Origin of the sequence: Rhizomicrobium electricum (assembly GCF_011762045.1) — a bacterium.
Taxonomy (GTDB): Bacteria; Pseudomonadota; Alphaproteobacteria; order Micropepsales; family Micropepsaceae; genus Rhizomicrobium; species Rhizomicrobium electricum.
The window spans coordinates 315,607-334,153 of sequence record NZ_JAASQS010000008.1 but is presented as its reverse complement, the minus strand read 5'-3'; the positions used below and the strand labels follow the sequence as shown (position 1 = coordinate 334,153).

Here is an 18,547-nt window from a genome sequence, read left to right as displayed (position 1 = left end):
GCGGAAGAAGGCGGATGAAGGCCCCTCTTACGGCTTCAGCGGCTTCCTGAGTGTCCCAAACGTAGCCGGGCGCTAACAACGGGCTGATATCGGCTGTAAAGATCGGATCGTTGAGCTTGTCGTCGAGATTTTGTTCAAACAAGTCGCGGGTAACATGATGGCCGCCGTGGTCCATGTATACGCTGAACGCGGAGACGATACGCTCCGGGTTTGCTTTGCCGGAGGACAGGGCGGTTGCCAAATCGAAAAGGTCTCGCCCCTTCTTGCGCTGGTAGAGGGCGCGCAGCTTCGTCGCGAGCAGTTCGTCGAACTCGTAGGTCGGGATTTGGCAGGCCCCCTCGAACCAGCGCGAGCGCACTTCGTAGGAAATGTTGGTGAAGCCATGGACAGCAAAGTGTTCGCGCGTGTTGGTCTCGACCTTAAGCCGGAGCGGAATCGGCGGAACATCCTCCGATGCAAAGCGGTAGGCGAACGTCACACGCCCTTCGGTCTGTTTCCAGCGCGGCGCACCCAGCCAGGGCTCAAGCACCGACCGGAGACCGCTCATCACCGGCCCGGCTTGTTCGGCGCGGACCTGGACGAGGTCAATGTCCTCGGAGTAACGCGCCGCGGGCTTGAGGTAGAGCTTGTAAAGCGCAGTTCCACCGCGAAAGGCTAAGGCATCCGCGAGCAGCGGGTGCCGGAAGATTTCGACGAGCGCCCGGCTGATGACCAAATCCTGCTCGACCTGGATGTCCTGAATCCATGGCGCGTGCGCACGCCATTCCGTGATGTAGTCGCGCGGGATCACAGGTCAGGTTCCACTTCGGCGTTCACATCGAGCTTCCAGTCCGAATTCCGCTCGCCACGCATCGACGATGCCGACGGGAGAAGCCGGGTGACATCTCTGGCATGATTCCCTACATAGGCCTTCAAGGATTTGACTCTGTCGTGCCCCTCCACGCGTTCCAGCAGGTAGCCCAAGCGTTGCGACCAAGGGATCGGTGATTTCTCGGCAGTGGCAACCAGCTTGTCCGGGTCGATCGCCTCGGCTAGGTCGGCCAGAACCGTTGCGACCAGATCCAGGCCGCCGATCCGCTCCTGGTAGCCTACCAAATCGAACGCGGTCGCTTCCGGAGATGAAACGCGAATGCTGCCGCGCGGAGTATTCAAGCTCTGAACCGGAACCTCGGCGACGTTCTTCCGCAAGAAGAACGCGACGCGCACAGACCCGGCCTCGACGGACCGCCGAGCTGGAGCGGTCATCACCTGGAATTCTTGCGGGCGATGGTGCGCGGCGCCGTGGTACTGCGCGGCGGTAAGGAGCCCGGCGTAATACGGCTGGCCATAGTGCTCCATGAGCGCCGGGATGAACTGATCCGCTGGAAGCGAGCCTAGCGCGCGATATTCGGGCGGCACGATGATGTAGAAACCGCGCCCCGGTGAAGCGATCAATCCTTGCTTGGCGAGCCGGTACAGGGCGAGCTTGGTGGCGTCCTTGGAAACGCCGAGCGCCACCCCCGCATCGGCGGAGACAAAGCTATACCGGCCCCGCGCCGCAAGCTCGGCAATAAAATTACTGGCTCGATGGGTTTCTTCCGATTTCATGCGAGTAAAGTATCATTATTTGATGCTTTGTGCAATTGAAATAGTATTTCCGCCTGGCACCAGAGCGTCGGCGCTCGTTCTGCGGCGGCGAGCCCTCGTAGAGGCCGTCTGTTACGAAAGGCCCGCACCCTCCATGAAGGATGCTTAGCGCCCAAGGGCTCGCCGCGATGAGAATTTGCCAGAGCCGGGCACAGGCTGTCGAGCAACAGAGACCGCCAGATGCTCTGGCATGACCGATGGGGGACGCGCTAAGCATGCGAGTCCCCACTACCGACAACGTCCGCCAGACCAGCCAGCGAGCCCCGGAGAGCGCCTGGCGAGTCATTGCGCATCAGGCATCACTCCCAATGCGAACATAAACTACAAACGACGGACCAAGGCTCGCGATAGTAGAAATCCTCTCGGTCTAAGGCATTGCGCTCGTGCGTGGGGCGAAGGCGACGTTGATCCTTCTTACCCAGACCCCAACAGATCGCACCGAAACGCCTTACTCCCGATCCTGATCGTCACCACGATATGCATGCAAACGGACGCACTGTTCCTATCCCGAGCCTGTGCTGAAATTTCTACGCTGTTTCCCACGCATCCCTGACCAATGCACTCTCCGGATACGCCTTATACCGTCGCGATGAAGGCAGCCATCCAGCCGCATTCAAAGGTGATCACGCGCAACCCAATCCGTGCAGGCTTGAGCAAACAACATTGTGGGCCGAATTCCGTGAGGTTGCATACACGTTACGTCTGGCAAACACCCGTATGGCGAGTCCCGTTTGGAAGTTGCGATAGGTGCGATTTCCACGTTGCATGGAGGTTACGTGAGGTATTTTCCGGGTCGGGGGTATAAGGGTGCTGCCATGGCGAGGCGGGAACCCCCGGCACCCGGATACGACCTGCATCGTTTTTCCTACGACTTCGAGATCCCGCACCATGTAACCGATCGCTAACACCGCGTTATGTAATCGATCGATTACAGGGGAGAGTGTTGTATCGGGCTGGCCCGAAGCGCTCACCTTTCTCCATGAAGATCGGCGAGGCGCAGCAGGATGCGGTTCAACGAAGGACTTTTGAGCCGCTCCAGTTTTACGCTCAAAACCTAAGTCTTTGTTCTAGTTATATAAATTCTGACTGCGTTTTCAGCGCAAGCGATTGATCCGTATAAGGAAATTCGAGCTTCCCAAGCTGCATACGAGGGTTCGATTCCCTTCGCCCGCTCCAAGGCTTTTCACCAGACCAGATCCCGATCTTCAGCCCCGCTGGTGCGTTTTGCATGGCTGTTCCGCTGTGCGGCGCGCCAGCCCTGAGCCCGTCAATGTGTTCGGTTGCAGGCGGCATATGAACGTCGGCCTTCTCCCGGACATTTCAGTCCGGGAGACGGACGCGAACGGATTACCAGCTCCAGCGCAGGCCGATGGCGGCCGTCTGGGTGGTCTGGCGGGCGCGCAACTCGCCGCCGTAGGACAGATAACCGTCGACGCCGCTGCCAAGCTTGGCCGACAGGTTGAGGTTCACGACCGCCGCGTTGCGCCCGGTCTCGCTCGAATAGACGGTGTAGACGCCGGCGGACGAACCACTGAGGGCCGCATCCATGGCAGCTGCCTTGGGCTCGAAGTCATGCGCCCAACCGACCCTCGCCCCGATGTTGTAAGTGGTTCCACCGGTCTTGAAGTCGAAGCCCAACAGCGTGCGGGTGTTATCGAAGTCAGCGTCGGCGACATTGAGCGACAGGTCGCCGGCGTTGGCTTCCGAGAGGCTGGAACGACCGACATGGTCGAACCGCACTTGCAGGAACGGCTGCAACCAGCCGCTGCCGTAATGAGCGGTGGCGCCGACGGAGAGGTTCATGCCGGAGGTGCTGCCGGTAGCGGTTCGGGTCAACGCGCCGATTTCGAGCTGGCGCTTGACATCGTATTGCACCAGCGCGCCGGCGAGTTCGCCGTCGAAGCGGAAATCGCCCGCCGTTGTACCGCCATAGACCGACAGCCGCTCGGTGTTGAGCCTGGCGGTCGCGCCGTTGGTGGTCGCGACGTCGGCATGAGCATAGCCGAAGCTCGCACCCAGCTTGGCACGCGAGCGCAGCGGAATATCCATACCGACGATCAGGCCGCCCGCCGCGCTGTGATAGGCCGGCGCGTTGCCGTCGTTTGCAGTGGTCGACCACTGACCGAGGCCGCGGGCCCAGAACGGACCCTTGGCGGAATCGGTTTGCGCCGGAGCCGTATTGATCGCCGTCATGCCGGTCCGCTCGTTGGCCGACAGGCTTGCCACGACATGATCGCCGCCGATCCCGTGATCCTCGGTCGCCGATGCGAACATGGTGTCGAGGGACTGAGCGGTGTTCATCGCATCGGCATAGACCGTACCGGCGACTTGATTCATCGCGGGCGCAATCGCCGGACCGCCGAGGCTATAGATCGCCCCGAGCACCGCATTGCGGTCGCCCGTCATGCGCACACCCGGCGCCAGACGGTAGCCGTCGATCGCGTGACCGAGATTGGTCCGGTTGCGCGTGTCGGTGAGACCGGCCGCCGTCAGATTGGCATAGGACACCGGGGTGGCGACCAGATCCATCGCGGTATCGCTGTAGATCGTGTCGAACTGGGTGCCGACCGCCAAGCCGCTGGTCGGTTGGATCAGGCTGGCATAGCTGCCGGTGATGCCGGCCGTCGTGGCGATGACATTGAAGCGCTGACCGAGCACCGGCGTGAAGGTGTTGTTGGCCGCGCCGGTGATGCCGCGCAGCTTGACAACCAGCTTGCCGCCGACGGTGACGGTGTTGCCCGCCCCGGTGGCGACGATGCGGTCGAAATTGCCCGCACCCGCGCCGGTCCCGGTGCCATCGACATCGATGATCGTGGTCGAAGCGGCGGTCAGGATCAGCGGTGCCGTGAAGGTCATCGTGGCCGGGCTATTGCCGGGCGACAACGTGCCATTGACCGTGGTCCGGAAGCCGACATTGCCGGTGCCGCTGAGCGTGCCGAAGACATACAGGCCGTTGACGGTATCGAGCGTCCAGGCGCCGGTGGTGTGGACCGAGCCCGTGAACAAGGTGACCGCACCGCTGCCGGGGTTGAGCGTGATCGTGCCCGACACGTCCAGTGCATTGCCGTTCGTGTCGATACGGCTGTTGGTGCCGTTCAGCGTGATGTTGCGTGCCGTGGCGAAGCCGCAGGTCGTCGTCAACCTGCCGGCGTTGATGACCAGCGCGCCCGACGCTGCACCGAGATTGGCATCGGAACAGACATTGACCGACGTGCCGCCGTTGATGGTGGTGCCGCCCGAATAGGTGTTGGTCCCGGTCAGCGTCAGCGCACCGCCGCCCGTCGCCGTCAGATTGCCGGTGCCGCCGATCACGCCGTTCATCGTCACCGCCTGGCTGTTGGTGTCGAGAGTGGCGGTGCCGGTGATCGTCGTCGCGCGATTTGCGATGAGCGTGCCGATGGCCTGCAGCGTGCCGTTGTTGATGGTCAGGCTGCCGGCGGCCGCGCCGAGGGCGGCATTGCCGTTCACCTTGAGCATCGAGCCGCTGGTGACCGTGGTGCCGCCCGAATAGGTGTTGAGGCCGGTGAGCGTCTCGGTCCCGGTCACCGACAAGGCGCCGGTGCCGCTGATGTCGCCGGAGAACGTGCTGGTCGCCGCCGTCAGCGCGAGGGTCTGAGCGCCCAGCACGACGTGGCCCGATCCCGCCAAGGTCTTGATCGCGGCACCGGACGTGGTGGCAGCGATGTCGAACGTACCATCAGCGGTGACGCCGGACGACGTCGCCACACTGCCGTTGCCCGTAAGGGCCAGAGTCGCGCCGGCATTAATGGTGGTGGCGCCAGTATAAGTGTTGGTGCCCGACAGTGTTTCGGTCCCAGCCGCCACACGGACCACCCCTGTACCGGCGATCTCGCCGCCGAACGTGCCGTTGGCGTTGGAGAGCACCAGCGTCTGGCTGCCCAGCTTGACGAGGCCATTGCCATCCAGCGAGACGATGCTGGCGCCGGCGTTGGTCACGTCGAAGATGCCGTTCGCAGTGACGGTGGATGATTGGGCGACACTGCCCGCACCCGACAGGATCAGCGTGGCGCCGAGGTCGATGATCGTCGCGCCGGTATAGGTGTTGATGCCCGTCAGCGTTTCGGTGCCGGCCGCGATGGTGAGACCGCCGGTGCCGCCCGCAACGCCCGCGAACGTCGTCGAAGCATTCGACAGCGACAGACGCTGTGCCCCGAGATTGACGGTACCTGCGCCCGACAGCGTGACTATCGAGGCGCCCGCCGTGGTGGCGGCGATGTCGAAGGTGCCGGCATTGGCCACTTCGGCAGACGCGGCGATCGAACCCGTCCCCGTCAGCGTCAGGGTTGCTTCCGAGGCGATCGTCGTCTTGCCGGTGTAGCCGTTGGTGCCCGAAAGCGTTTCGTTGCCGGCCGCAACCATCAGCCCGTCGGTTCCGCCGATGCCGCCCGCAAACGTGGTCGACGCATTGGTCAGCGTCAGGAGTTTGTCGCCCAGCACCACATTGCCCGCACCCGACAGGGTGACGATGGAAGCGCCATTGGCGGCACTCGCGATGTCGAGGGTGCCGTCGGCGATGACGTTCTGCGATGCAGCGATGCTGCCGCCACCGACCAGGTAAAGGTTGGCGCCCGAACGGATCGTGGTGTTGCCGGTAAAGGTGTTGGTCCCGGCCAAGCTCTCATCGCCGGCCGCCACCGTAAAGCCGCCGGTGCCGGAAATGACACCCGCAAACGTCTGGCTGGCGTTGGTCAACGTGAGCGTCTGCGCGCCCAACGTCACCGAACCGTTGCCGGTCAGCGTGGTTATGGACGCTCCCGCGGAGGTCAGCGCGATATCGAACACGCCATTGGCCACCACGCCTGCCGACTGCGCGATGCTGCCCGTGCCGGACAGGACCAGCTTCTGGGATGCGCCGCCGTTGATATAGGTCTCGCCCGTGTAGGTGTTGGTACCGGTCAGCGTTTCGCTGCCGCCGGTGATCACGAGCCCGCCGCTCCCGCCGATGACACCGGCAAAAGTCGTACTGGCGTTGGCGAGATAGAGGTATTGGCTGCCGAGTGTGACCGTGCCGTTGCCGGATAGAGTTTGAATCGCGGCGCCAGACGCCGTCGCCGAAATATCGAAGATGCCGTTGTCGTCGACGCCCGACGACGTCGCGATGCTGCCGGTGCCGGAAAGCGCCAGCTGCGCGCCGGAGCTGATCGAGGTCGCGCCGGTATAGAAGTTGATGCCGGAGAGCCCTTGCACGCCGCCGGAAACCGTCAACCCGCCTGGGCCCCCGATGTTGCCGGCGAATTCGTCGCTGCCATTGGTGATCGTCAGGGTCTTGGCGCCCAGCGCGACCGTTCCGGAGCCCGCCAGCGAAACGAACGACGTGCCGGACGTCGTGGCCGAAATACTGATAGTGCCGTCATTGATGACGTGCGAGGAATTGGCGATGCTGCCGGCCCCGCTCAGCGCCAGCGTCCCGCCGAATTGCAGCGTTGTCGTGCCGGCATAGGTGTTGGCAGCCGTGAGCGTCAGGATACCATAATAGCCGTTGCCGCCGATGGTGAGGCCGCCATTCGAGATCACGCCGGTGATGATGGCGCCGTCGGAATTATCGGCATTGGCCTTGACCAGAATAGTCCGATCGCCGCCGTTCAGATCGATGTCGTTGGTCCAGGTGACCGTGCCGGTCGCCAGCGTCGAGCCGAAGATCAGCGCGCTGTTCGTCGGCACGAAGCTGTCCTGATTCCAGACCACCGCGCCGCCGCCGTTGAGCGCGACGGTGAGCCCGCCGGGGCCCGCCGCGAAGCCGCCCGAACCCGTCCACTGCACGCGGTTGCTTTCGGTCCCGACGAAGCGATCGAAGGTCCCGGTCGTGAGGAACGTGCCGCCGTTGAAATCGAGATTGCTGTTGGTGAAAAGGCCGACGCCGTCCTGCGCCTGCAGCACGCCGCCGTTGAGGATGGTTTTGCCGCTGTAGGTGTTGGCGCCGTTGAAGACGACAAGACCGCTGTTGATATTGATGTCGGCGCCCTGGCCGAACTTGAGCGGACTGTTGGCGATCGACGCAATGCTGTCGTCGGCGATGGTGCCGTTGAAGACCTGGACCCTGCCCGTGCCGGGATCGAGCGTCACGCTGGAACCGGCCTGCATGAACAGATCCGTGCCGGCCGCGGCGCCAGCCGTGCCACCCGTTCCGCTCAGGCCGCCGGCGACATTGCCGCGGCTGAACGCGGCATTGCCCGTGATGAGCAGCGTGCCGCCTTGCTGGACGAAGATCGAGCCGCCGAAGCCGGCGCCGCCATTGCCGCCCACCGAACCGCCGGTCGCGCCGCTGCCGCCGCCGAAGCCGCCTGCTCCGCCGACACCATCGTCGCCAGCGAAATAGGTGCTCGACGTGCCGCCGAGGCCACCCGCGCCGCCACCCGCACCGAAGCCGCCGAGGCCGCCGGCCCCGCCGTTGCCGCCCGTACCGCCATGCGAAGCGGACGAACCGCCGACGCCGGCAACGCCGCCCGCACCGCCGATGCCGCCACCGAAGCCGAAGCTGCCGGTGCCGCCGATACCGCCATTGCCGCCGTCGCCGCCGAAGCCGATGCGCCCATTGGCCAGCGCGTTATTCCAGGATGCGAGATTGGCGGAAGCGATGGCGAGATTGGCTGTGGATTGCGCCAGATCGATCGTTGCCGCCGCGACTTCGCCGGCTGCGCCGCCGGCAACGTTCTCGGTCAGCGGATTGGCGGCGTCGGCCGCAGCTGCCGCGACCAGCGCGGCCAGCGTACCCGTCTTGACGGCGACATCCGCGGTGTTCAGCGCAACATCCGCGATCGCCATCGGATTGTAGCTCCAGCCATTGCCGCCGGTACCGCCAACCCCGCCCGTGCCGCCGAAGCCATTCAGGGCTGCGGAGCCATTCCCGCCGACGCCGCCACCGAAGCCGTTGCCGCTGCCGTCGCCGAACAGAATCTCGTTGTCTTCATAGGTGCGCCCGGCCGCGCCGTTCGCGCCGTTGCTGGATGCGCCGGACAGACCATTGAGCGTGCCGCCTGCCACCAGTCCCGAAATCGAGGCGCCGCCAATGGCGGTGTTGCCGGAGAAGGTCACATTGCTCAAGACCGCTGTGCCGCTGGCGCCGACGAAAATGGCGCCGCCGAAGCCTGCACCGCCGCCGCTGCCGGCGCCGCCGCGAGTGGTGAAATTCGTCATCGTGGCGTTGGACACCACCAAGGTGCCGCCCAGCACGTCATAACCGCTGCCGCTATGGCCATTGAGCAACCCGGTCAGCGACGTAGTGCTCGTGACCACCGTCTGGGCGGCGGCCGGCAGCATTATCGCAGCGAGAAAGCACGCGGACAGAAGAAGCGATTGCTTACCGCGGCCGTGTTGTGACTTGCCTGCGACAAACCCGTTACCAGCAGAATTCTTCAGCATTGCTTCTTCCCCAATGGTTGATGGCAGTGTCCTGCGGATGGACCGGAGGCGCGACACGGCTCGCCGTGCCTGCCGCTCCGCGGCACACGCTCTCAAAAACGACAGCAAAAGGCTCCCGCGGCCCGCGCATGCGAGCCGTCGTTTGCGTCATGTGATGGAGATCCCCACGCTCGACGAAATACGAATTTCGTCCGAGTGATTTCCCACGTCGCGCAAATGCCCTTCGGTTCAAAAAAAGAAAAGAGCCGCGCTACCCATTATGGGTTAATCACATTGGAATAATTCTTATCGATATTGCTACAAATGCGAGGCATTCGGCGTTCGTCTTTACGCGAGAGATGCGAAATCGAACTGGCGATAGGCCAAATCCGCGAGTGCCTGTTCGACCCGCAGCGCAACGCCCGTCGCAACCTGCAGCATCTCTTTGCGCGCCAGCACCTCCGCCGGAACCATCACACCTTGTCCGCCCACCCGTATGCACTCGTCGTCGTCGATCAATTGGCACACCGTGCGCCTTGTGGTCTCGACCGATATGCCGAGCATCTCGGAGATAGAACGTACACTGACGGCTTTGCGCAATGCATCGGGCGGCGGGTCTGCGATCGCCCCAAACTGCCACATCACGGCTTTGTCGCGCGCGGCATGGGCCATATTGCTCGACACGATCGCCGCCAGGACGATCGTGCGCAGATAATCGTGCCGATGCAGCGGACCGCCAACCTCGAGCAGCCGCAGGAACAGCACGCCGGAAGCGTCGGCGAGATCGACACGCGGCGGGAGCTGCTCGGCAGAGTCGGTAGCCTCGGGCAATCGCCCCGCCTCTCTCGCAGCTTGAAAATCGAATCCGACCGCCTGCAAGTCCCGCAGCATCGTCAGCAACTGCTCGGTCATTGTTTCGCGCAGGCGTGCCACGGCGGTTTGCGATTTTTGATTGGCGCAAAGCACAATGCTGTCTCGGCCATCGCGCTCACACAAACCCTCTTTGATGAGCACGTTAACCGAGCGACGCATCGTTTCGTAGGGAATGACGAGCGAATTGGACAGCGCGTGTACGCTGACTTTCGGCGACCAATGTTTTCTCGCCGTCCCGCCCGCCGGCAAACTGGCGAACCTGTGGGCCAGCACCAGCAAGGAAATCGTGGCTCTCCTGTCGCCCAGTTGCAATGCACAAATTGCCTTGAACGACCGGCATAAAAATGAATTGGCGCAGCGTATAAGAATGCGACGCGCACCCAGGGATGTACTGGAACGGTCTGGCATGCTGAATTTCGGATGAAAGGGCGTGTGCAGCGGCGGAAAAAATGCGAGGCCCCTTCGCAAAAGATTTCCGGCCGGAGGGGTGGTTCGTATAGGTGGAAGCAGGCACCGCGGCAACTGCCAACAACCGGCGCGACTTAACCTTGAAGGCGAACAACCTCCATGAGAACCGTTGCCGGGTCGATTTTCGCCACGCGGCCGATGCAAAACGCTCCTCACCCGAGACCGGAGAGCACGCCCTCCGACCTTCAAGATGCCGGGCGTCGAAATTCGTTGGCGGCGATGGCTCGCCGGTTCGCGCCAGCGGGTGCACAGCGCCACATCATCCGGCAGGATGCCGCCGAACTCGCGCGTAAACCTTTGCTTCGCCGACAAATCATGCGCGTCCGGCCTCACCTGCAGACGGGTGCATTCAAAATCGCGCCGAACGGATGTAGGCTCTGCGACCGAAGAGGCGATGGGGGCCGGGCATGATGAAATTGGGCGTCGTGATGCTTGTCGGAATGGCGGTCGCGGCGGGGGCTGCCGACGACCAGTTCTGGATCGTCAACGGAACGCGCTCGGCAATGATCGCGGTGCAGGTTCGCCCGTCGGGAAAGCGACCGCTGTCGCCGTGGACGCCGCTGGCGCAACGCGGACCGCTCGGTTTCAACGAACGGGTGGCGATGCCGCAAGCCGCCGGCAAATGCCCGCAGCATTTCGACATCCAGATTCTGTTCGACGACGGCCGCCGCCTGATCAAGACCAATCAGCCGCTGTGTTCGCCCGGCACCTACAAAGCCTCGTTCTGAACCGGCGCTACCACGGCCGCGGCTGACACGGCTTTCCCTCGGCGGCGAGCAGGCACAGCACACGCCGGTACGATCCCAGCACCCGGTTCTCGTCCACCGGATCGAGCGCATGGGTGTAGCTGGCGGCGGGAATGGTGGTGACGTCGGCGCTTTCCATGCCGTCCACCGCCTCGTCGATATAGCGGCGCGACGCATCCGAAAGCACCCAGGTGAGCGGCACATCGGTGTTGGTCTTGTTGAAGAAGCGCAGCGTCACCGCACAGACGATGCCGCTGCAGCTCACATCGTCGCCGCTGCCGTTGCCGGCGTTCAACTCCTCGATCAAAGCCGTGGTGGTGCGCAGCGCCTCCGAGGTGTAGTTGGCGCGCGCATCGCGGGTCGACAACAGCGCCTTGACCGGCGACAGGATCTCGCTCCAGGCGCCCGACGCACGGATTTGCGCTTCCTCGCACGCCAGACCCTGCACGCGCCGGGTACACGGCTCCGACTGGATGATGATGACGACGAAGACCGCGCTCCGGGCGGCCTTGACGGCTTTTTCCAGCCGGCCCTTGTCGGCGATGCCGGCAGTGTCGAGCGGACAGGCTGCATCCTTCAGACACATCTGCTCGCTGACCAGATTGTGCAGCAGCCGCGACAGCATGAAGGTGCCGGAGTTTTCGAAATAACCGCCGTCGACGAAATGGCCGTCGTAGCTCAACAGCGGCTCGCCGGTGTTGGGATCGCTGAATGTGGCGGCCGGCGTCAGGAAGGGGAAGCGCGCACTGACGATCGCCGCGGAACTCAGCGGGATCGGCGCGAAACTGTCTTTGCCGGACTTGATCGAAGGCGGCGACGGCGACAGCAGCACGCAGGCGCCGCGGCTCATCCGCCAGTCCTTGCCGCAATTGATGTTGCCGTCGTCGATCTGCGCCCGGCCGAGCAGTTGCGGGTCGGCAAGACTCGCCGTCAACAGCGGGACGTTGGCACCGCTGCCGGCCTCGGTCGAATTGAGGATCAGGTTCGGCACCGCATTGTGCGGCGTGTAAAGGTCTTCGGCGGCGTGAGCGAAGGCGTCGCGATCCGGCGCGTTGTCGCCGCCCCAATGGACGGCCGCGTCCTTCCACGATTTTTCCACCGCGTATTCGAGGGCGCGGGCGCGGTCGAACTCGGGGATCGGGAACGGAAGCATGCGCTGCAGCGTGTCGGGAAACAGCATGGCGCCGAGCAGCGGCGACAGCAGATCGGCCGACAAGGTCTCGCGCGCCTTGAGCACGAGTTTGCGCTTGCTCTGGTCCATCCCGGCCACATCGGCTTGCGCCAGCCGGCATTGCGGATCGGCATCGCGGCTGGTTCCGCCGGAGGCGAGCGCGGCGAACACGCTGGCGCCCAGGCTGCCGCCCGACACGCCGCTGATGGCGATGGTGTGCTGGGCGAATGCCGGACAGCGTTCCTGCAAGGCCGCCAGAACCGTGGCGGTGAAATAGGCGGCGCGGGCGCCGCCGCCTTCGGTGGCGACCAGGAATACCGGATAAGGCTTGTCGGCCTGGGTATAGCGGTCGAGATCGTTGCGCGAGGCGACCCACTTCACCAGTTCGAGGGTCTGTCCTTTGTCGACGATGCCGGCGAAATCCATTCGCGCCGTCGTGGTCTGAGCGACTGCCGTGTTCTGCACCAGCCGGATGCCGTGGTTTTCGTTGATGTTGAATCCGGCGAACGCCAGCGATGCGATGGCGATGATGGTCAGGAACGGGATGTGCGTGGCGTGCCCGATATAACTGAGGAAAAACAGCACCGCCGTACAGGTCGCGCCCCATAACAGGATGATGCCGACCGGACCGATCCACTGCGGTACGGCAACCCAGCTCAGATTGGCGAACACGAAGAAGATCACGCCGCCGAGCAGCAGCAATCCGCGGATATACCAATGCCAGAACGGATCGAGCGCGGCGAGACGGCGTGCGCTGCCGACGAAGCGGCGGCCGACACTCGGCGAGTCCTGCCAGGCGCCGGTCGCGGCGAAACGGCTCGAACTACCGAAACTGGCGGCGATGCCGATGAGCCCGTAGGTGGCCATGATGGCCCAGGCCACGATGATTTCGGTGTGGTCGAGCGCCACCCCGGCGGAAGGCGGGAAATAGGCGGTATAGAACTGCGCCGCCACGCCGAAACCGAGTCCGGCCGACGCCAGCGGCGGCAGCAAACGCCGGATAAAGCGCGCACCGCGCCCGCCGCCGCCGAGCCCCGGCAGCAGCAGATCGACGAACGCCGCCACCGCGAGCCGCGAGGCATAGCAGGCGGCAAACAGCGACAGCAGCATCGCCAGCACGTACGGGATCGAATAGGCCGAGTTCACGAAGTGACGCGGATAAAGATCGCTGTCGCGCATGCCCGGACTGTTGTCGGTAATGTACGCCGCGTAGCGGGCGATCCGGCCGGCGTCGCATTGGCCCGGATCGGGATCGCGGCTGCCGCAGACCCAGGTCCACAGCTCGTTTTTCTCGTTGGCTTGGCTGGCGTCCGCAAACGGCGCGATGAACGCCGTCGAATAGCGTTCGAGGGCGTGATAGCTGATGCCGGGTCGCGCACTTCCCATCACCGCGACGGCGAATGTCGCCGCCAAAAGAAGCGGGAACAGCGCCAGTCCGACGCGGGTGACGATCGACGGTTCACGGGTCTCGAATTTCGGCGTGTGCGGTCCGGGCGCGATCACGGCGACGAACAGGGCGATGGCGACATAGAGCCCGGCAACGGCCGCGGCAAATCCTTGCGCCGCCGTCTTCGCCGGCACGCCGACGCTCTCGGTCACGCTCCGGAACACGGCGCCCGCCGTCTCGTGGCTGCCGAGCCCGGCGAGACTGCTTTTGAGGATTTCGCCGTCGAGAATGATCTGAACCAGCGGCACTGCCACCGCAATGCCGAGCGACGCGGCGAGCAACCGCGGCACCAGATGGGCGATCCGGCGCACCGGCCCATGCAGAAGATCGGGCGCCACCAGTTCGATGATCGCCTCGCCGCTGAAGCGCACGGCGCCGCACGCCAACACAAGCGCCACCGCGATCACCGCGAACTGGTACCAATGCGCCTGATCCAGCAGCGAATAGCGCAACGCCTCCTTCATCGATCCCGGAATGAGGAAATCGAGCAGGATGACGACCATGAGCGCCGTGACGAGGAGCGGACCGCGCAGCAGGAACAGAACATACGTGAGCGGACCGACATCGCGCGCAACCGCCGTCTTCTCGTCCATTGTCGCCCCCATCGCACGGCCGCTCTGCAGCGTGCGCAACCCCAGTTCTTGCACGCGAGTGTATGTCACTTCCGGCACTCGACCAATTGCGAACTGGCGGACCATCGCCATCCGGCAACAAACATGCGCGGCGCCGATTTGTCTGAGTCGCAAACGAGAAGCGCTATCGCCACGGCAGCGCGCGCAGCGGCGGCAAACACGTCAACCAGCGCGGGATTCGCTCGTTCAAACAAATGGCTACAGGGCGCTACGATCCCCGAACGGCACGCCGGACGTGCGCGTCGTTGTCAAACCTCCGGCCGTACCGCGACGGCGGCGGAATCGTCCGGCGGCGTGCTTCATAAATGCTTCGACTCAAACAAATTCGCCGCCGTTCGGCGCCGCGCCTTTTCGTTGGGACCGTCTCAAACTAGAGTTCGCGGACAAGGTGTTGGGGGTCACAATGGCACCGGTGTTTGCCGCCGTCCGCGAGGAATACGCGGCGCTTTGGAGCAACATGGCGTTGCAGCCTTCGTGGGTGCGCGCCTTTCAGCGCGATGCGCAGCGCATTGTGCGTTACCGCGACCGCTACGAAAAAGTCTCTGCCGCAACCGGCGTGCCGTGGTTCGTGATCGGGCTGATCCATTCGATGGAGAGCGGGCTCGATTTCGACACCCACCTGCACAACGGCGATCCGCTCAGCGATCGCACGGTTCACGTTCCGCGCGGACGGCCGCAATCCGGCAAGCCGCCCTTCACCTGGGAAGAGTCGGCGATCGATGCGCTCGGTCACGACGGCCTGACCGGCATTTCGAACTGGTGCGTCGAGCAGATCGCCTACATGCTGGAGGCCTATAACGGCTGGGGCTATCACTACAAACGCATCCCGACGCCGTATTTGTGGAGCGGCACCAACAACTACGAGCGCGGCAAGTACGTTCGCGACGGCCAGTTCGATCCCAACGCGGTGTCGGAGCAGACCGGCGCCATGGCGATCCTCAGCGTGATGCGGGATCTGGAAGCCGAAATCCAACTGACCTTCTTCAACGGCGCCGATGCGGCCCACGAGCCGACCACCGTGGTACTGCCGCCCGCAGGCGCGGTACCGCAGAAGCCGCGTTCGACGATTCCGCCCGATGCTCTCACGGTGGTCAGCGGCGCCGGCGCCGTGGCTGTCGCAGTCAGCCATTCCTCGTCACCAACGGCCGCCCCCGAACCAACCGCGCCCACGTCCACACCACCAGCAACCACACCACCCGCGGCGCCACCGGCTACTGCACCTGCCACGCCGGCGCCGTCTGTCCCAACCCCGTCGGCGCCATCAGCCCCTGCCGCGCCAGCCCCATCGACCGCTGCGCCGTCTGCGCCTGCTCCTGCTACATCCGCGCCACCAGCCACGGCGACAAAACCCGCACCGACGCCCGTCAAAACGGCGCCACCGGCAGCGGTCACGGTGCAGCCCACACATCCGAGTCTGATCGACACTTACTATCCGGTGATATTCGGCGGCCTGATCGTTCTTTTCCTGATCGGCGTTGTTCTGTCGTGGCGGGCCAGAAGCGGACGCGCCCGTTCGGCACAGACCTTCGGCAAAGCCGTTCCGGAGCTTTTGACCCGCGCCGCTTCGGGGCGGGACATCTCGTCGGCGCCGCTGGTGCGCAGCCTGCGCGCCCGCCTTCTTACTCTGGCGTGGGTCGCTCTAACGATTGCCGTCAATGCGATTGCGCTCGCCAAGCTCGTGCAGTTCTTCCGGCTGGCGCCAGCGGACTGGTATCCGCCGTTCTCCTCGTTCGGCAATCTCTACGACACGCTGTCGGCGCAGGCCTTCGCCGTTCTGGTCAATGCCGCGCATTCGACGCTGGGCTTCGACATTTCCCCTTGGCCGTGGCTGATGCCGTTCCTGGTGATCTATCTGTCGACGGCCTCGGCGTTCATGGTCGCCAATGCGGGCCTGATGCAGCGCCGGACGACGGGAGAGTCGCTGTGGGGCGCCGTCGTGCATGCCGGCTGGCTGCTGGCGCTGCCCACCTTCCTGCTCGATGCCCTGCGCTATCGCGTGGTGGACCGCTTCGCCCGCCAGAACACGGTGCTGTTCTTCGCCTATATCGCGGCGTTCGCCTTCGCCTATATCGGCGCGCGCTTCGTCAACGACGACTTCCTGGCGCCCTATGTCCGCCAGCATCCGCAAGCCGCCGCGGCGATCGAACAGGTGGTGCAGACCAACGTAGCCCCGATCGTCACCGCCGCCGGACGCTAAAGCGTCGGACCTTAAATGCGACCCGTTTGCTGGGATCGGCCACCGTGTCGCATTTAAGGTCTAAAGACGCTTTAGATTCCAATATATTGCTAAAGCAACTTTGGACTTTAAATTCGCTCGGTGCCTGCCATCGGCATACGGCGAATTTAAAGTCCGTTGCTTTAGTCAGGCGGTGCGTTCGTACCAGCCTTTGGAGCGGTTGACGACCCACACCACCGACAGCATCACCGGGACTTCGATCAGCACGCCGACCACGGTGGCCAGCGCGGCGCCGGAGTGAAAGCCGAACAGGCTGATCGCCGCCGCCACCGCCAGCTCGAAGAAATTGGAGGCGCCGATCAGCGCCGAAGGTCCGGCGACGCAATGCTGCTCGCCGCTGACCCGGTTCAGGAAATAGGCGAACCCGGCATTGAAATAGACCTGGATCAGGATCGGAACCGCCAGAAGCGCGATGATCGCCGGCTGGGCGATGATCTGCTGGCCTTGGAAGCCGAACAGAAGCACCAGCGTCGCCAGCAGCGCCACCAGCGATACCGGCGCCAGTTTGTGCAGCACCCGGCCCAGCGCGGCGGTGCCTCCCGTCGCCAGCACCGCGCGGCGGACAAGCTGGGCGACGATCACCGGCACCACGATATAGAGCAGCACCGACAGCACCAGCGTGTCCCACGGCACCGTGATGGCCGAAAGACCGAGCAAGAGGCCGACGATGGGCGCGAACGCCACCACCATGATGAGATCGTTGAGCGCGACCTGGGTCAGAGTGAAATGCGGCTCGCCTTTGGAGAGGTTCGACCACACGAACACCATCGCCGTGCATGGCGCCGCAGCCAAGAGGATCAGTCCGGCGATGTAGCTGTCGATCTGCGCCGCGGGCAGCAGCGGGCGGAATAGATAGCCGACGAAGAGCCAGCCCAGTGCCGCCATCGAGAACGGCTTCACCGCCCAGTTGATGAACAGGGTGACGCCGATGCCCCGCCAATGCTGCCCCACCTCTTTCAAGGCACGGAAGTCGATCTTCAGCAGCATCGGAACGATCATCAGCCAGATCAGCACCGCCACCGGCAGATTGACCTTGGCGATCTCGGCGGAACCGATGACCTGGAACACGCCCGGCATGACCTGGCCGAGCAGAATCCCGGCGACGATGCACAAACCAACCCAGACGGTGAGATAACGTTCGAAGGTCGACATGGCCCCCTCAGAAGGAAATGGTTTTCGACAACAGCACCGCACTCGACGGGCACAGCGACTGCGCCTGCCGGGTGGCGAGAATGGCTTGCGGCGCTTCGCTGCGCGGCCGGCGCTGGAACTTGATCTTCTCGAAGAAATCCGCCGCGGTATTGGTGAGAAGCCACGCGGTCCGTGCGCCCTGGCGGTAGGCCCGATAGAGCAAGAGCGGCACCAGATTGCGTCCGATGCGCTTGCCGCGTCCGTCCGGCGTCACCACGACGGAGCGCAGGAACACGTCGGCACCGTACAGCTCATAGCCGCCATAGCCGAGCACCGCACCCGCGAGACTGCGGTACACGTAAAACGTCCGGTTTGGCTCGCCGAGATCGTCGGTCGGCAGCGCTTCGTCCTTAAGCGCCGCGATCAGACCCGGATGGCTGGGGGGAATCGGAACGTCGCGCAGGAAGCTGACGCCCTCCTCCTTGAAGGCGTCAGTGCCCGTCATCACCGGCAACAGGTCGAGCACGATGTCGGACGGACGGCACAGCGCCGCCGCCTCGTCGGTCACGACCAGCGGCCGGTTGATGAGGATCGGATGGGCGATCATCGCATCCAGCAAGGCATCGTCGCCGGCGGACGCAAGACCGAGGTCCGCATAGGGCGTGCCTTTCTTGCGTACGACATCGCGCGGGGTCAGTCCGGCTTTGGCAAGGATCGCCGCAAGCACGTCGCGCGACGGCGGCGTCTTCACGTACTCGATCACTTGCGGATCGATGCCGAAATGCCGGACCAGCTTCAGGGTGTTGCGCGACGTGCCGCAATCGGGATTGTGATAGATCGTGACGGCCATTGCGTTCC

9 protein-coding genes are annotated in these 18,547 nt (G+C 64.1%); 2 read left to right on the top strand and 7 right to left on the bottom strand.

Features of this window, described 5'->3' with window-relative positions:
• The 4 genes from FHS84_RS17185 to FHS84_RS17170 all read right to left on the bottom strand — a co-directional run.
• Positions 1 to 790: nucleotidyl transferase AbiEii/AbiGii toxin family protein (locus FHS84_RS17185; RefSeq protein WP_166936647.1), on the bottom strand; the 790-nt coding region annotated here is incomplete at its 3' end.
• Positions 787 to 1,587, bottom strand: a complete 801-nt coding sequence (locus FHS84_RS17180) for a type IV toxin-antitoxin system AbiEi family antitoxin (RefSeq protein WP_166936646.1) — start codon at positions 1,585 to 1,587, stop codon at positions 787 to 789. The genes FHS84_RS17185 and FHS84_RS17180, both read right to left, overlap by 4 nt.
• 1,386 nt (positions 1,588 to 2,973) lie before the next feature.
• The gene (locus FHS84_RS17175) at positions 2,974 to 9,006 is read right to left on the bottom strand and encodes an autotransporter-associated beta strand repeat-containing protein (protein ID WP_166936645.1); all 6,033 of its coding nucleotides are present in this window, start codon (positions 9,004 to 9,006) and stop codon (positions 2,974 to 2,976) included.
• 327 nt (positions 9,007 to 9,333) lie between these two features.
• The gene (locus FHS84_RS17170) at positions 9,334 to 10,266 is read right to left on the bottom strand and encodes a hypothetical protein (RefSeq protein ID WP_166936644.1); all 933 of its coding nucleotides are present in this window, start codon (positions 10,264 to 10,266) and stop codon (positions 9,334 to 9,336) included.
• 467 nt (positions 10,267 to 10,733) lie between these two features.
• Between FHS84_RS17170 and FHS84_RS17165 the strand changes: the two genes are divergently transcribed.
• Complete coding sequence (locus tag FHS84_RS17165; RefSeq protein WP_166936643.1) at positions 10,734 to 11,054, top strand: hypothetical protein; 321 nt, start codon at positions 10,734 to 10,736, stop codon at positions 11,052 to 11,054.
• 7 nt (positions 11,055 to 11,061) lie between these two features.
• On the opposite strand, the gene FHS84_RS17160 is transcribed toward FHS84_RS17165, so the two are convergent.
• Positions 11,062 to 14,283 (bottom strand): patatin-like phospholipase family protein, encoded by a 3,222-nt coding sequence (locus FHS84_RS17160; RefSeq protein WP_166936642.1) that lies wholly within the window; start codon positions 14,281 to 14,283, stop codon positions 11,062 to 11,064.
• A 442-nt stretch (positions 14,284 to 14,725) separates the two neighbouring features.
• On the opposite strand from FHS84_RS17160, the gene FHS84_RS17155 reads away from it, so the two are divergent.
• On the top strand, positions 14,726 to 16,519 hold the full coding sequence (locus FHS84_RS17155) for a hypothetical protein (protein ID WP_166936640.1): 1,794 nt from the start codon (positions 14,726 to 14,728) through the stop codon (positions 16,517 to 16,519).
• A gap of 165 nt (positions 16,520 to 16,684) precedes the next feature.
• Here the strand turns inward: FHS84_RS17155 and arsB are convergent, their stop codons facing one another.
• Positions 16,685 to 17,710 (bottom strand): ACR3 family arsenite efflux transporter, encoded by a 1,026-nt coding sequence (gene arsB, locus FHS84_RS17150; RefSeq protein WP_166936638.1) that lies wholly within the window; start codon positions 17,708 to 17,710, stop codon positions 16,685 to 16,687.
• A 7-nt stretch (positions 17,711 to 17,717) separates the two neighbouring features.
• Entirely contained in the window at positions 17,718 to 18,539 is an 822-nt protein-coding gene (gene arsN2 / locus FHS84_RS17145) for an arsenic resistance N-acetyltransferase ArsN2 (RefSeq protein WP_166936637.1), read from the bottom strand.
• Positions 18,540 to 18,547: the final 8 nt, after the last annotated feature.